The sequence below is a fragment of the Achromobacter semiaridum genome, from assembly GCF_053543755.1.
Genome location: NZ_JBLVOL010000034.1, coordinates 1 through 16,283 on the forward strand (window position 1 = coordinate 1; position 16,283 = coordinate 16,283).

The window sequence follows — 16,283 nt, forward strand, 5'->3', positions numbered from 1 at the left end:
CCGCGCGCCCGGCGCGTCTGCGCAGCGACGCGGACGATCTGGCCGCCCCGCTGCGCCAAAACACGGCAGGCGTCTCGCACGGATCGGCCGCGTACTTCGCGTAACGCCGGTCGTTCTTTAAAACCGGTAGCGCACATCCAGCGTGCCGGTGTTCTGCCGGTTGCCGTCCCCGAATTGACCGCCGTAGCTGACGCCCACCGTGGTGCGCTTGCTGACGTCAATTCCCACGCCCACTTCCACCACCGCCGCGTCGCGCGCCACGGGCGCGCCGGTTGCCGTGAACGTGTCGCCGCCTTGGGCAAACGCCAGCACGCTGGCCGGGTTCAAGTCGCCGAACGCATGGCGCCAGCCGAGCGTGCCGCGCGCATAGCCGCGTGCGCCCGCGCTATCGAACGTAGTCAGCGCGTGCAGCCCGACGGTGGTCGTGGTGACGTCGTTGCGGCTGCTCTGGCCGCGCAGCGCCGCGTCCCCGCCCGATTCCGAAAAGCCGCGCGTGTGCAGGTCGCTGTAGTTGGCGGCCACGAAAGGCTCCAGCGTCAGACGGTCGTGCACAGGCACGGCGTAGCCCAGTTCCGTGAAGACCTGGCCGGTGCTGGCGCCGTAGTCGGCCTTTAGCGTCTGGTTCAGTCCGGCGGCGGCGGTGCCGCGGCGCGTGTCCACCTCGTGCCAGGTATAGGCGGCGCCCAGACTCAGATTGATCTTGCCGGCCCCGGCCTCGAACGCCTTGCCGCCATAGACCGCGATGCTGTAGCTGTCGGTGTCCGCGCTGGACGCACGGTCGCGGGTGCGGCTGTTGCTGTTCGCGTAGCCGACCGCGCCGCCCAGGCGCCAGCCGCCGCCTACCGCCGCGTCCCCGCCGATGGTTACCCCGGCATCGGATTGCGTGGTCTTGGCCGCATTGCCGTCACCGTCCAGCGTGGTCCATTTGCCGAACACCTGCGCCCACAGCGGTTGCGCGGCCGACTGCGGCAGCGAGGCGGCGTCGCCCAGGCCCAACTGGGCAGTGGGCGCGCCGGGAATCTGCCCGGCATTGAGGTTGGCGTGCAGCCGCGCCATCGGCATCTGCGTGAACGCGCCCGTCACGTTTTGCAGCACCGACACCGTGCTGGCATGTGCTTCGCCGGACAGCGCGTTGAACGCCGCGGGCGGCGCGCCGTTGGGCAGGTTGAGAATGTGCTGATACAGCGCGCTGTTGGCCGGCAGGCTTTGCAACGCACGCGCCACGCCACGCTGATTGCCGGTGACGGCGGCATCGGCGAATTCGATGGGGCGCGTGCCGCCGCCATTGCCGTTGTCGCCACCACCGCCGCCGCCGTTGCCATTGCCGTTGTCGCCACCCCCGCCTTCGGACGGCACTTCTTTCAGCTTCACCACCAGGTCCACGCGGTTCGCGTCGTAGGACAAGGACGGCGTCAGAAAGGCCAGGTTGCTGGAGAGGGTGTCAAAGCGCCCCTGCACGCCATTGTTGGCGGCAAGAATGGTGTAGGTGGTGGAGGGCGCGTAGTTGCCGTTTTCACCCACTTGCACGACTGAGCCGTTCAACGTGGCCGTGCCGGCGACACGCACGCTGCTGCGCTGGCCGTTGGCGGCGGTCGCCACGCGGTAGGTCGCGCCCGGCTGGAAGATAAGGTCGCCCGCGACGTTCATGCTGCCCAGCGGGGTGGCCGCGTTGCCGGGCGACAGCGTGGCGCCCGATCCGATCGTGACGTTGTTCAAGGTGCCGGTGCCCGACAGCGTGGTGCCTGCCAAGGCCTGCACGCGGCCGCCCAGCTTGCCGTCCACCTGCAAGGCGCCGCCCGACAGTTGCAGGGCGCCGGTGTAGGCGCTGCTGTCGCCCGCCATGGCCAGCGTGCCCGCGCCCAGTTTGCTGGTGGCGCCCGCACCGGACAGCGTGCCGCTGTAGACCGTGTCGTCCGACCGGTTGAACACCACGCTGCCCTGGTTGGCGATGTTGCCGGTGGCCCAGCCGGTCGTGCCGCCGTCGCCCACTTGCAGCGTGCCGGCATCAACGTAGGCGCCGCCTGCCAGCGAGGTCTGTCCGGTCAGCACCAGCGTGCCCGTGCCGCTTTGGCGTAACTGGCCCGCGCCGGTGATGTCGCCATTGAAGGCCAGGCGGTCGCTGCGCTTGAACACAAGCGTTGCGCTGCTAGCCACCGCGACGTTGCCGGTGAGGCTGCCCGCTACCGCGCCGTCGCCCACCTGCAAGGTGCCCGCTTGCACGGAGGTGCCGCCGACATAGGTGTTGCTGCCGCCCAGCACCAGCGTGCCCGCGCCGAGCTTGGCCAGGCTGCCGTTGCCGGTCAATGCCTGGCTCAGGGTGTACGTGTTGCCCGCGTCGGCGATATCGAATCCGCCGCCCGCCGTGCCCAGTGTGATGTGGCGCGCGGTGTTCTGAAAAGCGGTGCCGGTCACGCGCAGCGTGCCGCCCTGGAAGTCCAGGCCGGCCCCGGGCGCGCCCAGGTTGGCATCGGTGGAAACCTCCAGCGTGCCGGCCGTCAATTGCGTACGTTGCGTGTAGGTGTTGGCGCCGTTCAGCACCAGGGTGCCCAAGCCCGTCTTGTTGATGCCCACGCCGGTCAAGGTGTTGTCGATGGTGGCCGTCCACGCCGCCGACGCCGCGCTGCCATTACCCACGCGTATCTCGCCCGGCGCGCTGGGCGTGGAGCCGGTCACCGCCAACGACGAACCGGTCAGCCGATAACCGTCGCTGGCGAACTGAATGCCTTGGGCGGTGATGGCGCCGCCGGTGTCATCGACCGTCACCGTGCCGGCAGCCCCGCCAAAGATGGCGAAGGCGTCGGCCGGATAGCGCGCGGCGGTCAGGCTGCCCGTGGCGTCCGTCCAGACGGCGCTGGTGGTCGACCAGACGCCCGACCCGCCGCCCATCTGGGTGGGGCTGGCCAAGCCGTTGGCGTTCCAGAGGTTCAGCGACAAGCCGGTGGCGTTGATCAGGTTGATCTGCTTGGCACCGGCAAGGGCTTGCAGCGTCATGCCTGTGGAAGTGACCAGGCCGCCATGACTCAAGGTCAATGTGCCGGTGTAGTCGAACAAGCGGTACAAGCCCAGGCCTAATCCGCCGGCATCCAGCACGGTCAACTGCGCGCCGTTCAATTGCAGGTCGCCGTTGACGCTGACGCTATGGCTGACGCCCGGCGCACCCAGGCTGAATTGCGCCTGAGACCCCTGCGCCATCGACAGGTTGCCGTTGACAGTAAACACGCCGGCAAGCGCGCCGGGGGCCAGGCGGCCTCCGGATTCCACCGTTACGTTGCCGGTGACCTGCCCGAATCCGCCTAACGTGGCGGCGTTGCGCACGGTGATGTTGCTGTTGACGCTGGCGCTGCTGTTGGCCGCGCTGGAGCCGACCATCAGCGTGCCACCGTTGACCAGCGTGTCGCCGGTGTAGGTGTTGACGCCATTCAGGTCGAGACTTGCTGGCCCGGCCTTGACCAGTCCGCCGGCGCCCTGGATCGAGCCCGCGTAGGAACCCGAATTCACCATCGCGCTCAGACCCAGCAGCACGTTGCCGCCGTTGCCGTTCAGCGAGGCCAGTTGCTGGCTTGCCGCCGATGCCAGATCCAGCGTTGCGCCGGTGTTGACCGTGACGGCGGAGTCCGGAAGCAGGCTGCCCCCGGGTCCCAAGGCCAGCGTTCCGCCGTTGACGGTCAGGCCGCCGGTAAAGGTGCCGGCGCCGCTAAGGGTCTGCCTGCCCGAACCCGCTTTGACCAGCGCGCCCGCGCCGGCGATCACGCCGCCAAAGTCGGCGTCGTTGGGACTGTCCAGCGTCAGCGTTGCCGATCCCAACTGCACGAAGGCGCCGGAGCCCGCAAGCGTGGTCAACGTCTGATTGCCGCCGTTGCTCAGGTCCAGCGTGGTTCCGGAGGCCAGGTTGATGGCGCTGCTGCCCAGGCCGCCGCCCGCGCCTATGGCCAAGGTGCCGGCGGCCACGGTGGTGGGGCCGGTATAGGTGTTTGCGCCGGTCAGCGTCAGCTTGCCCGCGCCTGCCTTGGTCAATGTGCCCGCGCCGGACAGCACACCGGAATAGGTGCCGGCGGTGGCTTGCTGGAACGTCAGCGCGCCATCGTTGGCGATATTGCCTTGCAGGTTGCGCGTGTCGCCTTGCAGGCTGGCGGCTGCGCCGATGGCGGTGCCACCGGTGTAGCTGCTGGTGCCGCCAAGCGTGATGGAGCTGGTGCCCTGGATGTTCAGCGCGCCCGCGCCCGAGACGTCGCCCGCCAGCGTCAGGGCTTGGCCCGCCGTGATGCGCAACCCGGCATTGCCAAGCTGGACGTTGTTGCTCATTGTCTGGTTGGCGGTGCCCACGGCCAGTGCGCCGCCGTTTGCCACGATCGAGGCCGAGCCGAACACGCCGCCGTCTTGAAGGGTGGCCAGCCCCCCATTCAGTTCTACGTTGCCGCCATTGGGCAGAAACGCGCCGCTTAACGTCCAGCTGCCGCTATTGATGCGCAGCTTGTCGAAGTTGATGTAGGTGTCGCCGGATGCGGTGCCCACGCCGCCATTGCCGCTGTCGGTGCCGGCCGATGGCAAGACGTTTTGCAGCACCAGCGTGTCGCCCGCGCCCGTGCCGCCGTCGATCTTGCCGGGGGGCGCAAAGCTCAGGCCCGGCATGTCGTCGACGGCCAAATCGGCGGTCGCGGCGTTCGGGCCACGCAGCACCAGCGATCCCGTTACCGCGGTGTAGGTGTTGTTGCCGCCCTGACCCAGCGATACGCCGCCCACGATCGTTCCCGCGTTGTCGAACAGGTGACCTTGGCCCGGCGTGCCGGAGGCCTGGAACCCGACGCGCCCGATGATGACGCCCGTGCTTTCGTTGACGAAGCGCACTTGACCACCCCCATACGCCGCGATTACCGGCAAGTTGGAGGTTTCCGTGATCTGGCCGCTTCTCGGAACGCTACGGATCATGCCGGCGTTGCTCAGTTGGCTTACCCCACCGGTTCCGTTTTGCACGGCCAGCGCCATGCCTTGCACGGTGGGAAACGGAACAGACGCGCTGACCACGCCGCCCAGTATCCCGGTCGCCAGGTTACTGACGCTGATCGCGTTGCCCCTGCCGCTGCTGTTGCCGATCACCAGGCCCGACGATGCTGTCGCGACGGGGCCGAACAGATTGGCGTCGATCCGGCCTTTATTGCTGACCGTGATTTTGTCGCCGCTCAGCCGCATGGCCGTGCCGCCCAGGGCCGGGTCGACGCCCACGGTGGCGTTCTCCTCCACCCGCACATTCAGCACGTTCGAGGCGCTTGCATAACCCGGGTCGCTGGGCAGATCCAAGCCTTCGCAAGTCACGATGATGAGGTCTTCAATGCACTCGGCCTGAACCGCCGTGCTGACGCTGGACAATCCAAGCGCCAGCGCAACGGCGGCGGCCGCCGCATAAGGCGGCGCGCTGGTCGCGATGCTGCTGGTCGCGGACGAGCTGACACCGCGCGATTGCGACGCCAGTTCCGATGCGGCCTGCCAGACGCGCAATTTTCGGTTCCATACCAATCGGTAGATGTGATTCAAAATGCGGTCCTCCGGGGCTCTTGGGGCGTGCATTCCGTCAAGCGCGACCGCCGCGTTCACGCGCGCAATTCCGTCGCACGGCGCCGGGCCATGCGTGCGATTTTTGGAATGATCAGGGATGGGTAGGGGAATTTCGGGTCAATAAATACTCGATGTTCCAGCCCGCCAATCGGGGGAAAACAAAGGAATTTTCGGCGCTTTTCCGCAGCGTGACGTGTACACCCAAGGCGGGCGCGGCGCAGCGGCGCGCTTGGCGACATTCATGCTTAACGTTTGGCCGTCGGCGTAGATAATGTTGCTTTCCCAACCTTGTCCCTGTGGGCCTGAACGCGTGGACCAGACCACCCCTGCCGCCGTCCCCGTCCTGACCGTCTCCGCCGCGCTGAGCCAGGCCTATGCGCATTGGCAGGCGGGCCAGGCGATGCAAGCCGAACAGCTTTGCCTACGGGTGCTGGGCACGGTGCCGGACCAGCCTGACGCGCGCCATCTGTTGGGGCTGATCGCCCATGCCTATGGGCACGCGGACGTGGCGGTTGATCACCTGCGCGCCGCATGCCGGTCCCCGCTGGCGCCGGCCGCCTACCACAGCAACCTGGCTGAAATATGCCGCCAGCTAGGCTTGCTGGACGAAGCCGAACACGCGGCGCGGCGCGCGGTGGCGCTGGAGCCGCAGGGCGCCGAAGGGTGGAACAACCTGGGCATAGTCTTGCAAGAGCAGGGGCAGCTTGCCGCCAGCCTGGAATGCCTGCAACGGGTAGCCGCGTTGATGCCCGACAGCCCGCAGGCGCACAACAATCTGGGCAACACGTGCAAGCGCCTGGGCGATAACGCGCAGGCGCTGAAGCACTACGCGCGCGCGCTGGAACTGGACCCCGATTACGCACAGGCGCTGGGGAACCTGGCGTTGGCCTTGCATGACCAGGCCCGCCACGACGAAGCGCTGGCCGCCATTCTGCGCGCCATCGAGATCGACCCGTTGACGCCCGAATGGCATCGGCATCTGGCGCGCATTGAAGCGGCGCGAGCCGAGCTTGCCGGCCGCTACACCGAGGCCGAATCGTTGCTGCGACACGCGCTGGCGAACGATGCGGACAACATCATGCTGCTGCGCCAGCTGGCGCAGGCCATTCGGCCGTTGGGCCACACCGACGAAGCCCGCGCGATACTTGAAAGCATCGTGCGCGCCACGCCCACGGATGCGGGCGCGCGCTTTGATCTGGCCGAGCTGCTGCTGTTGCAAGGCGACTACGACGCGGGCTGGCGCGAATACCGCTTCCGCTATCGCATGCCGCACACCGCGATGCGCAGCCGCCCTGTGCAAAAGCCGCGCTGGGATGGGCAACCCATTGCGGGCAAGACCTTGCTGATTCATGACGAGCAAGGCTATGGCGACACCTTCCAGTTCTTGCAACTGGTGGCGTGGGCGCGTCAGCGTAGCGGCGCGCGCATCATTCTGGAAATCAACGATGCCTGCCACGACCTGGCCGAACGCAGTGGCGGCTTCGACCAGATCATCCGCGCCGGCACGATACCGCCCGCGTTCGACCTGCATTGCGAATTGATGAGCCTGCCGCTGGCGTTGGGTCTGCGTCTGGCGGACTTGCCGGCCAGCACGGCGTACCTGCGCGCCGACCCGTTGCGTGTGGAGAGATGGCGTGCACGGTTGGCGGGCTTGCCACGGCCCTGGGTCGGGCTGGTGTGGGCGGGGCGGCCCAGCCATCCGAACGATGCGCAGCGCTCGTTGACACTGGCCGATCTGGCGCCGCTGGCGCAACCGGGAATTAGCTTCATCAGCCTGCAAAAAGGCGCGGCGGCAGCGCAGGCGGACACGCCGCCCATCGGCATGGCGATGGTGTCGCCAAGCCAGGACATCAATGACTTCGACGACACCGCCGCCCTGATGACGCTGCTTGATGTGCTGGTCTCGGTGGACTCGTCGCCCGCGCACCTGGCCGGCGCATTGGGCTGCCCGGTGTGGACCATGCTGCCGTACGTGCCGGACTGGCGCTGGTTGCAGGAACGCGCCGATACGCCGTGGTATCCGTCGATGCGGCTGTTTCGTCAGCCCGGCCCGGGCGCGTGGGGGCCGGTGCTGGACGAGGTGGCGACGGCGTTGCGCGCGCTGCGGTCTTAGGCGGGCTCGGGCGGGGCTAAGACAGGCTTAGGCGGGCTGCCTACTTCAACGCCACGCTCATGCCGCCATCGGCCATGACCACGGCCCCCACGATGTAGCTGGCCTTGTCCGACGCCAGGAACGCGATGACCTCGGCGATTTCGCTGGGATGCGCGGCGCGCTTGATCGGTGCGCTTTTGCCGTGCTCCGCCAGAAACGCCTGCCCATCCTCGTGGATGTGGTTGGTGATGTTGGTGACCGCATCACCGGACCCGACCGCGTTGACGCGGATGCCGTGGTCGATGGCTTCCAGCGACATCGCGCGGGTCAGTTGCGCCAACGCGCCCTTGGACGCGGCATAGGCCGCGATGGTCGGAAAGGCCTGGTAGCAGGCGTAGGACCCCACGTTGACGATGGCGCCCGACCCGTTCGGCATCATGGCGCGCAAGGCCTCGCGCGAGAACAGGAACGCGCCGGTGGCGTTCACTGCCTGGATGCCGTTCCAGTCGTCCAGGCTCATGTCCACGACGGGCTTGTTGATGATGATGCCGGCGTTGTTGACCAGGATGTCCAACTTGCCGAAGTGCTCGATGGCGGTGGCCACGGCCTGCGACGCGCTGGCCTCGCGCGCCACGTCCGCCACCAGCGGCACGATGCCCGGGCGCGCCAGCGCCTGCACGTTGTCGCCACGGTCCACGGCGATGACGCTGGCGCCCTGGGCATGCAGCAGTTCGGTGGTGGCCAGGCCGATGCCGCTGGCGGCGCCCGTCACGATGGCGACCTTGCCGGAAAAAGTCCTGGATTCCGTTGTAGGGGTAGTCATGGCATTCACTCCTTGAAAGAAAATCAGTAGGGGCTGGCGGTGGGACGCAGCACGATTTCGCTGACGTCCACATCGGCCGGCTGCGCAATGGCGTAGGCCACGGCGCGCGCGATGGCGTCGGGCGTCATCGCAATGCGGCGGAACTCGCGCATGGCCTGGCGCGCGGTGTCATCGCTGATGGTCTCCGCCAGATCGGACTCGACCACGCCGGGGCAGATAACCGTCACGCGGATGCGGTCGGATTCCTGGCGCAGCCCGTCGGAAATGGCGCGCACCGCATACTTCGTGGCGCAATACACGGCGGCGGTGGGCGACACCGACAGTCCGCCGATAGACGAGATATTGATGACCTGACCGAAGCCCTGCGCCTCCATCGTCGGCAGCACGGCGGCGATGCCGTACAGGACGCCACGGATGTTCACGTCGATCATGCGGTCCCACTCATCGACCTTCACGGCGCGCAGCGGCGACAGCGGCATGATGCCCGCGTTGTTGACGATGACATCGATCTTGCCGAAGCGGTCCAGGGCAAAGCGGGCGAAGGCGTTGACGCTGTCGGCCGAGGTCACATCAAGCGCCTGGTAGATAACGGTGTTGCCGCCCGCGTCCAGCTCGGTGGCCAGCGCGGCCAGGCGGTCGGTGCGGCGCGCGCCGATGACAAGACGATGGCCTTGCGCGGCCAGCATGCGCGCCGTGGCTTCGCCGATGCCGCTGCTGGCGCCGGTGATCAAGACAACTTTCGATTGGGGGGTATTCATGTGCCTATCTCCTGAGGTTGAACAAGGGGGTGAGCAAGGGAAACGCGTTGATGAAATCTTAGGTTTCGGGGCCCCGGCGGCGAATACCCGTAACGATGCCGGTATTGCCTATTCCTATTGAATCGGGATGAGCGGGGGGCGAACGCGGTTGTAGAATTCCGTGCATGTGGACCCCGGCAAAGGACGGCACCGTGGATACCGATCGGAAATTGGCTTCGCAAAGAATGGCCAGCCTGCTTGAGCGGCTGGCGCCCAACGAGGGCTACACGCAGTCGGCGCTGGATGGCGTGCGTTTCATGCGGTCGAACCGGCCGCTGGGCCGTACGCCCGTGCTGTACGAGCCCGGCATCGTGATCGTATGCCAGGGCCGCAAGGTGGGTTTTCTGGGCGACGAGGTCTATGTGTACGACGCGCAGCACTATCTGGTGCTGTCCGTACCCTTGCCTTTTTCAACGGAAACCGAAGCCAGCGAAGCCGAGCCGATGCTGGCGGTGTCGCTGCGGCTGGACCTGACCGAGCTGACCGAATTGATCCTGGCGATGGACGACACGCCGCCCTCGCAGACCGCGCCGCTGGGCATCGTGTCCACGCCGCTGGATGCGGATTTGGCCGATGCCACGCTACGCCTGTTGCGCGCGCTGTGTTCCCCCGTGGAAGCTCGGGTGCTGGGCCCGGCGCTGCGGCGCGAGATCCTGTTTCGGGTGTTGAGCGGCACGCAGGGCGAGGCAATGAAGGCGGCGCTGGTGCATCAGGGCCGTTTTGGCCGGGTGGCGCGGGCGCTGCGCAAGATCCATGTCGACTTTGCGCAACCGCTGGACGTGGGCAGCCTGGCGCAGGAAGCGGGCATGAGCATCCCCGCCTTTCACGCCAACTTTCGCACCGTGACGCAGACCTCGCCCATTCAATACATCAAGTCGACGCGCCTGCATCAGGCGCGGCTGATGATGATTCGCGACGGGCTGACGGCCGCCTCGGCATCGGCCCGCGTGGGCTACGAAAGCGCGTCGCAGTTTTCCCGCGAGTTCAAACGCTTTTTCGGGCGCACGCCGGTGGACGAGGCAAGAGACATGCGCGCCTCGTTCGCGCTGTCTCCCGCCGCGTCGTTAAACGACTATTCCGGCGCGCACTGACCGGACGTCTTCAATTGCCGGACGGCATGGGCAGCGTAAAGCCGTCCTTGGCCAGGCTTTCACGAATGTACTGAAAGCGCTCGTACTGCGACAGCGTGATGGGGCCGTTGTAGACCTCGCTTTGCGCCCTGCGGGGCGGGTATTTCACATAAGTCTTCATCAAGTCCGCCGCGGCCGCGGTCATGGTGGGCAGCGTCCAGGTTCTTTCGGTGACGTTGCTCATGAAGATGTCGTAGCGCTCTTGCGGGTCGGCCCACAGGTCGAACACCTGGGGTACCGCGGCTACATAGGATTCCGGACCCTTCCAGCCCAGATTCGTGTCAACCGCCAGGCCGCCCGTCTTCACACCGTTGTCGCCCCGCAGGTTGAACACGGCCTTGTAGTTGCCCACGCGTATCGCGCCCGGCGACAGTTCGTTCTCCGTGAAATAGAACCATGACTTGCGGTCCGACTTGCCCGTGCCGAACAGCACCGGCGACATGTCATAGCTGTCGAAGACAATCGGCTTGTCGGCCCGGTCATTAACGGGCAGCTTGATGCCCGCCACGGAGGCAAAGGTGGCCATCAGGTCCAGCCCGCCCAGGATGCTGTGGTCTTTGGTGGCCGGCGCAATCTTGCCCGGCATCCACGCAATGGCGGGGACGCGGTTGCCGCCTTCGCGCACGGTGCCCTTGGTGCCCCGGAACGGCGTGTAGCCCGCGTCGGGGTAAACGTCCTGCCAGGCGCCGTTGTCGGTGGTGTAGAAGACCAGCGTGTTTTTGTCCAAGCCCAGCTCGCGGACCTTGTCCATGATGCGTCCGATGCGCGCGTCCAGCTCGACGACGGAATCGGCGTACTTGCTTTTCGACAGGGATTTGCCGATGTAGTCCGGGTCCGGCATGTTGGGTTGGTGCACCTTCATGAAGTTGATGTTCATGAAGAAAGGCTTGTCGCTTTTTGCGTTGCGCTCCAGGTAGTCCAACGACGCTTTTTCAACGTAGCGGTCAAAGAACGGAATGCCGACCACGCCTTCCTTGCCGTTGACCTCGGGGGTGTCGACGTACTGCCCGTTGATCTTGAATTCCTCGCGCGCCGTTTCGCCAGCATTGCCCGACAGCGCACCGCGCGTGACCTTCTGGAACATGGCGCGCAGTTCGGGGTCCATGTCGGGGAACCAGGTGGGGTCGGCGTACGTGTAGGCGTTCAGGTGATACAGGCCGGCGTACTTCATTTCGTCATAGCCTTGCGCGTTGGGCAGCGAATAGTCCGCCTCGCCCAAATGCCATTTGCCGCTGAAGAACGTTTTGTATCCGCCCGTTTTCAGCACGGACGCCAGCGTCCATTCTTCCTTGGGCAAACCGCCGCCCTGGCCCTGGAACGCAACGGTGGTCATGCCGCTGCGATTCGGGATGCGGCCGGTCTGCATGGCCGCGCGCCCGGGGGTGCAGCTGGGCTGCGCGTAGAACGAAAAGAAGGTCATGCCTTCGTTGGACAGCCGGTCGATGTTGGGCGTGGGCATGCCGCGCCCCGCGCCGCCGCCGTAGGGACCCAGGTCGCCGTAGCCCGTGTCGTCGGACACGATAAGAATGATGTTGGGTTTGCGGGCTTCTTGCGCCACGGCCGGCGCGCCCATGGCCGCCGTCGCGATCAATAACGCGGCAAGGCCCGTTGAGTAACTTTGCTGTGTCGCCATGTTCCACACTCCGTCAATAGATCGTTGAATCGACCGTGGGGCGTGTACGACCTCGCGGTCCGGATAGGCCTACATGAAGCTAAAGCATCTCAACGACGTCAGTAGTTGCGCCTGCGTTATTGAGAAAACGATATTTCACCGCCTGTTCGGCGACGTCAACGGAAAAAGTGTCAGCGGAATTATTTACCGTTTGGCTGGTGCGGCCAGCAGGGTCAAACACCGGGTGCCAACCCGCCAAATCGTTACAGCCGCACCGGTGCTGATACACGATAGATTCCCGCTCTTTCGCGCGCGGGAGTAAAACGGCGTTGTTACCGACCAGCCTGGAGCCTTCCATGCGCACGACCGTTCGCTTGTTGACCATTGCCTGTAGTTTGGCCCTGGGGGCGCATGCGTTCGCGGCGCCACCGGACGGCAAGGGCAAGCCTGATAAATCGGATCAAGGCCAGGGCCAGGGGCAGGGCCAGGGGCAGGGTAAGAACAAAGGCCAGGGTAATGCCGGTGACAAGAACGGCAAGTCGAACGCCGGCAACGGCAACGGCAACGGCAACGGTAACGGCAACGGCAACGGTAACGGCAACGGCAATGGCAAGGGCAACGGCGGCGATGGCTCGTTGCGGCAGGCCGGCATCTCCGTGTCCACCGCACGCGGCTACGCCACCGAATATCACGTCACCGGTTACGCGCCCCTGCCGCCGGGCATCCGCAAGAACCTGGCGCGCGGCAAACCGCTGCCGCCCGGGATCGCCAAGAAGATGGTGCCCGGCCCCATGCTGGCCCGGCTGCCGGTGTATCCCGGCTATGAATGGCGCGTGGCGGGATCGGACCTGGTCCTGGTGGCGATTGCCACCGCCGTCGTCGCGGACATCCTGGTCAACGTGTTTGATTGATCGGGCGGCATGATGCTTGCTGGTGCATCGGTATTCGATGCACCCGTTTTGCGATTAATCCGTGCCGACTCAATCACGACCCCAAGCCAAGTCCCAGACCCAACCCCAATCCCCGCGTCCGACGCTGGCCATGCGGCTGCGCAACACCACGGCCTTGTGCCGAGCCCGGATGGCGGAGGACGCCTTTCGCCTGCCGGTGCAAACGGTGGCCGCGGTGCTGCTGGCGTTTGTGTGGATGCGATGGCGGCAGATGCCCGAGATTTCATGGGGCGCGTTTTCCGCGCTGTTCGTCGTGCGCGCCAGCGTGGAGGGCACCGTCGGCGAGGCGTCGGCCCGCGTGCTGGGCGCCCTGATCGGCGTGGTGCTGGGGGTGTCGATGGTGCTGGCGGCGGACGCGGGCAGCGCCAGCCCGGTCTGGGCCATTGTGGGCGGGGTGGCCTGCGCGGCCTATCTGTCGATGCGCTGGCCCATGCTGAGCTACAGCCTGGTCACCGTGACGATCCTGACCGTCACGCCCGACGGCGACATCCTGGGCGGGGCGCTGGACAAGACGCTGGCCATTGCCGTGGGCTCGGCCTCCGGCATCCTGGCGGCGCTGGCCGTGTTGCCCTTGTCGGCACGGTACAGCGCGCGCTGGAACCTGGCCGCGTCCATCGACGCCTATGGCGACATGCTGGTTGATTGGGCGGCGGCGTTCAATGAAGCGCGGCAGCGCCCACGCCTGCATGACCGGCCCATCATGGAACGGGCGCGTTGGCGCGCGCGCGACATGGTCACGCAAGCCGGCGCGTTTCCGCTGGACAAGCTGAGTTCACGCTTGTCCGTCTATCAATTGAATGAACGTATCGAAGGCTTGTGGCGCACCGCTCCCATCATGGAGCGGGCGGGTAGCTTTGTGTTGTCCGAACGGACCTGCCACGCGCTGGGGCCGGCGTTGCACGAGGTGGCCGCGGCGCTCAAGCAGCAGATCGGCTGCCTGGCCAGCGCGCTGCGCGACGAGGCCTACACGCAACCCTGCCACGTGCCCGCCGCGGCGTTGGTGGCGCTGGACGAGGCCATCGAACAGGCGTTGCGCTGCCCGGACTGCGACGCCGCCGAAAAGCAGGCGATAGGCGTCGTCCGCTGGATCTGGCAGGAAGTGGCCCGGGAAGTGGAAGCCCTGGCGGGCTACCTGCTGGAAGGACACGCCGACGCGGCAGGCCCCGGCGCGCCTACTGCGTGACCGTCTTGGAGGGCGGCGCGGCAGGCGCGCCGGTGGCCGCCGTGGCGGTCGTGGGCGTGGCGGTGCGCGAGGCCTGCGTGGGCATGCGTTCCACCGTCAGCGCAGCCGGATCGCTGGGCGACGGGCGCACCACCACCGTGTTGGCGGCGGCGGGCGTGCCCAGGTTGGGCAGGTCGGCCGGGCGGGCGGTTGCCATGGTGGCGAAGGGGCCGCCGCCATTGCCCGGCACGCCGTCCAGCGTCAGCCGGTCCGCCCACACGCCGTCGCGGCGCGACAGCACCTGATAGCGTTGCGGGCCGCCGGCGCTGCGGGCCACGATGTACACGGCGCCGTCGATGACGTTGAGCGCGGGCGGCGAGGCGGCGTCCGCGTCCAGGCGCGTGGGCTTGCCGTGTTCCACCAGCCACAGCGGCCCACCGGAGCGTTCCAGCAGCGCCAGGATGACATTGCCCTGCGCGTCGGCGTGGATGGCGGGGCGGCCGATGAAGGGCACGCCCAGGTCGGCGGGCGCGCTCCAGTCCATGTCCATGTCGGTGGTGTCGCCGGCTTCGATCAGCTTGGTCAGGTGGTTGTTGCCGCGTTGGCGGAAGTAGAGCTCGACGCGGTCTTCGTGGTTGCGGATCGCGGCCAGGCCACCGGCCGCCACGGGCGCGGGCACGTGCCGCCAGGCCTGCCACTCGGGGCGCTTGCCTTTGTCGGCCGGTTGCTGGCGGGTGTAGAACAACTGGCCGTTGGACGTGTTGGCAAAGATCACGTAGCGGCCGTCGGCGCCGCGCGCGGCGGCCGGTGCGCCGGTGGCGCCGTCCAGGGCGGGCAGGTCTTGCCAGGGGCTCCAGCTGCCGTCGATGCCCGATGGCGCAATCCAGTGCAGCAGGCCGTCATAGCCCAAGGCCACGGCAGCGGCTTCGCCGCGCGGGGCCACGGCGGGAATTTGCGTCACGCGCAGGCCGCCCAGTGCTTGCCAGCCTTGCCAGGTGCCGTCGTGGCGTTGCTTGTTGGCCCACACACCGCCCAGCGGGTCGCGCGCCATCAGGCCGGCGGTGCCGTCGGCATGGGTGAACGACACCAGCGGGCCGGTGGTGCGGCCGCCCAGGCTTTGCCAGCGGCGCTGGCCGGAATCCCAGCGGTTGACGGCGGCGTTGGTCTCGCCCGCCGCAAAGACCACCAGGCCGCCGCGCCCGTCCGGATACAGCTGCGGCGCGATGTCCTGGCGTGACACGTAATAGGCGCGCTGCACCCAGGCGGCAGCGGGGCCGGCGGGTTCCTTGCAGCCGCTGGGGCCCGCGCAGTAGTGGTAGTCGTTCCAGGCGTAGTGCTGAAAGATCACCGACTTGCTGGCGATTTCGGATTCGGTCAGGTTGGTGGCGCGTTCCTGGCTGGGGTAGTCGATGTAGCCGGTTTCGGCGTAGTTGCCGGGCACGCGCAACATGGCTTCGCGCGCCAGCCGCGCGCTGGCGATGTGGTCGGGGTGGCCGTGGCCCGCGCAGCGCCAGCACAGCTGCGTGTAGGGCACGGTGATGGTGTCGTCCAGATGGCGCACGGTGGTCGGGCCGTATTGGCGGATCAGTTCGGCCAGCGTGTCGATCAGCTGTTCGCGCGTGTACGTTTCGGGATAGGGACCCAGCGTGTCGACGCTGTGGCCCGGCTCGGATTCCGTGCGGCTAAGCGGGGTCAGGCTGCCCCAGCCCTTGCCCAGCCACGGATCCTTCAAGCGCATGTGCCACAGCTGTACGCGCGGATTGTCCTGCAAGGTAAAGCGCGCGATCTGGCGGCTTGCCGCGATGCCGGTATCGGCTTTCCAGACGTCCGGTTTGTGGGCCATGTAGGCGTAGGCGGCACGCACGCCGCGCTCGCGGCCCAGCATGTAGGTGTCGCCTTCGCCCGCGTCGCTGGCGGTCAGGTAGACCACGCGCACGCAGCCGCCCGCTTCGACGTTGGAGGCAATGTCCGGGTTCATGAACAGCAGGTCGTCGTCCAGATGCGCGACGAACGCCAGGTCCTTGATGCCGTGACACTCTGCCAGCGTGGGCGGAGCGGCCAATGCGGGAAGGGAAGTGAGGGTGGCGGCCAAAGCGGCGGCCGTGCAGCAAAGCGCCCGGCGTAGCGGGCGCAGCATGTCCATCAAGGCGGGCATAGAAGGGGGGGG

Annotated in this window: 10 protein-coding genes; 5 read left to right on the forward strand and 5 right to left on the reverse strand. The window is 67.1% G+C overall.

From position 1 onward, the window contains the following. Positions 1-117: 117 nt before the first annotated feature. Positions 118-5,529: an autotransporter domain-containing protein gene (locus ACNPP0_RS10865; protein WP_448705864.1), complete on the reverse strand. Its 5,412-nt coding sequence runs from the start codon at positions 5,527-5,529 to the stop codon at positions 118-120. Positions 5,530-5,860: 331 nt separating this feature from the next. On the opposite strand from ACNPP0_RS10865, the gene ACNPP0_RS10870 reads away from it, so the two are divergent. Continuing rightward, positions 5,861-7,663: a tetratricopeptide repeat protein gene (locus ACNPP0_RS10870; RefSeq protein WP_448705865.1), complete on the forward strand. Its 1,803-nt coding sequence runs from the start codon at positions 5,861-5,863 to the stop codon at positions 7,661-7,663. Positions 7,664-7,703: 40 nt separating this feature from the next. On the opposite strand, the gene ACNPP0_RS10875 is transcribed toward ACNPP0_RS10870, so the two are convergent. Together ACNPP0_RS10875 and ACNPP0_RS10880 are read right to left on the reverse strand one after the other, a co-directional pair. Then, on the reverse strand, positions 7,704-8,465 hold the full coding sequence (locus ACNPP0_RS10875; RefSeq protein WP_332611157.1) for an SDR family NAD(P)-dependent oxidoreductase: 762 nt from the start codon (positions 8,463-8,465) through the stop codon (positions 7,704-7,706). 23 nt (positions 8,466-8,488) lie between these two features. Beyond that, entirely contained in the window at positions 8,489-9,223 is a 735-nt protein-coding gene (locus ACNPP0_RS10880) for an SDR family oxidoreductase (RefSeq protein ID WP_448705866.1), read from the reverse strand. Positions 9,224-9,387: 164 nt separating this feature from the next. On the opposite strand from ACNPP0_RS10880, the gene ACNPP0_RS10885 reads away from it, so the two are divergent. Next, positions 9,388-10,353, forward strand: a complete 966-nt coding sequence (locus ACNPP0_RS10885; protein WP_332611160.1) for an AraC family transcriptional regulator — start codon at positions 9,388-9,390, stop codon at positions 10,351-10,353. A gap of 10 nt (positions 10,354-10,363) precedes the next feature. Here the strand turns inward: ACNPP0_RS10885 and ACNPP0_RS10890 are convergent, their stop codons facing one another. After that, positions 10,364-12,025 (reverse strand): arylsulfatase, encoded by a 1,662-nt coding sequence (locus ACNPP0_RS10890; protein ID WP_448705867.1) that lies wholly within the window; start codon positions 12,023-12,025, stop codon positions 10,364-10,366. A 73-nt stretch (positions 12,026-12,098) separates the two neighbouring features. Between ACNPP0_RS10890 and ACNPP0_RS10895 the strand changes: the two genes are divergently transcribed. From ACNPP0_RS10895 to ACNPP0_RS10905, 3 genes are all read left to right on the forward strand, one after another. Beyond that, positions 12,099-12,326, forward strand: coding sequence for a hypothetical protein (locus ACNPP0_RS10895; RefSeq protein ID WP_448705868.1), 228 nt, complete (start codon positions 12,099-12,101; stop codon positions 12,324-12,326). Between the two features lie 34 nt (positions 12,327-12,360). Next, the gene (locus ACNPP0_RS10900) at positions 12,361-12,915 is read left to right on the forward strand and encodes an anti-virulence regulator CigR family protein (protein WP_448705869.1); all 555 of its coding nucleotides are present in this window, start codon (positions 12,361-12,363) and stop codon (positions 12,913-12,915) included. Positions 12,916-12,976: 61 nt separating this feature from the next. Next, positions 12,977-14,137, forward strand: a complete 1,161-nt coding sequence (locus tag ACNPP0_RS10905) for an FUSC family protein (RefSeq protein ID WP_448705870.1) — start codon at positions 12,977-12,979, stop codon at positions 14,135-14,137. Here ACNPP0_RS10905 and ACNPP0_RS10910 read toward each other — a convergent pair. Next, positions 14,127-16,283 (reverse strand): DUF8189 domain-containing protein (locus tag ACNPP0_RS10910; RefSeq protein WP_448705871.1); only part of this gene is annotated, 2,157 nt, incomplete at its 5' end. The two genes, ACNPP0_RS10905 and ACNPP0_RS10910, sit on opposite strands and share 11 nt — an antisense overlap.

Bases quoted from the DNA above. Each gene is read 5' to 3' on its own strand.
- ACNPP0_RS10885 (WP_332611160.1), top strand. From the start codon at position 9,388: ATGTGGACCCCGGCAAAGGACGGCACCGTGGATACCGATCGGAAATTG.
- ACNPP0_RS10880 (WP_448705866.1), bottom strand. From the start codon at position 9,223: ATGAATACCCCCCAATCGAAAGTTGTCTTGATCACCGGCGCCAGCAGC.
- ACNPP0_RS10890 (WP_448705867.1), bottom strand. From the start codon at position 12,025: ATGGCGACACAGCAAAGTTACTCAACGGGCCTTGCCGCGTTATTGATC.
- ACNPP0_RS10895 (WP_448705868.1), top strand. From the start codon at position 12,099: ATGAAGCTAAAGCATCTCAACGACGTCAGTAGTTGCGCCTGCGTTATT.
- ACNPP0_RS10900 (WP_448705869.1), top strand. From the start codon at position 12,361: ATGCGCACGACCGTTCGCTTGTTGACCATTGCCTGTAGTTTGGCCCTG.
- ACNPP0_RS10875 (WP_332611157.1), bottom strand. From the start codon at position 8,465: ATGACTACCCCTACAACGGAATCCAGGACTTTTTCCGGCAAGGTCGCC.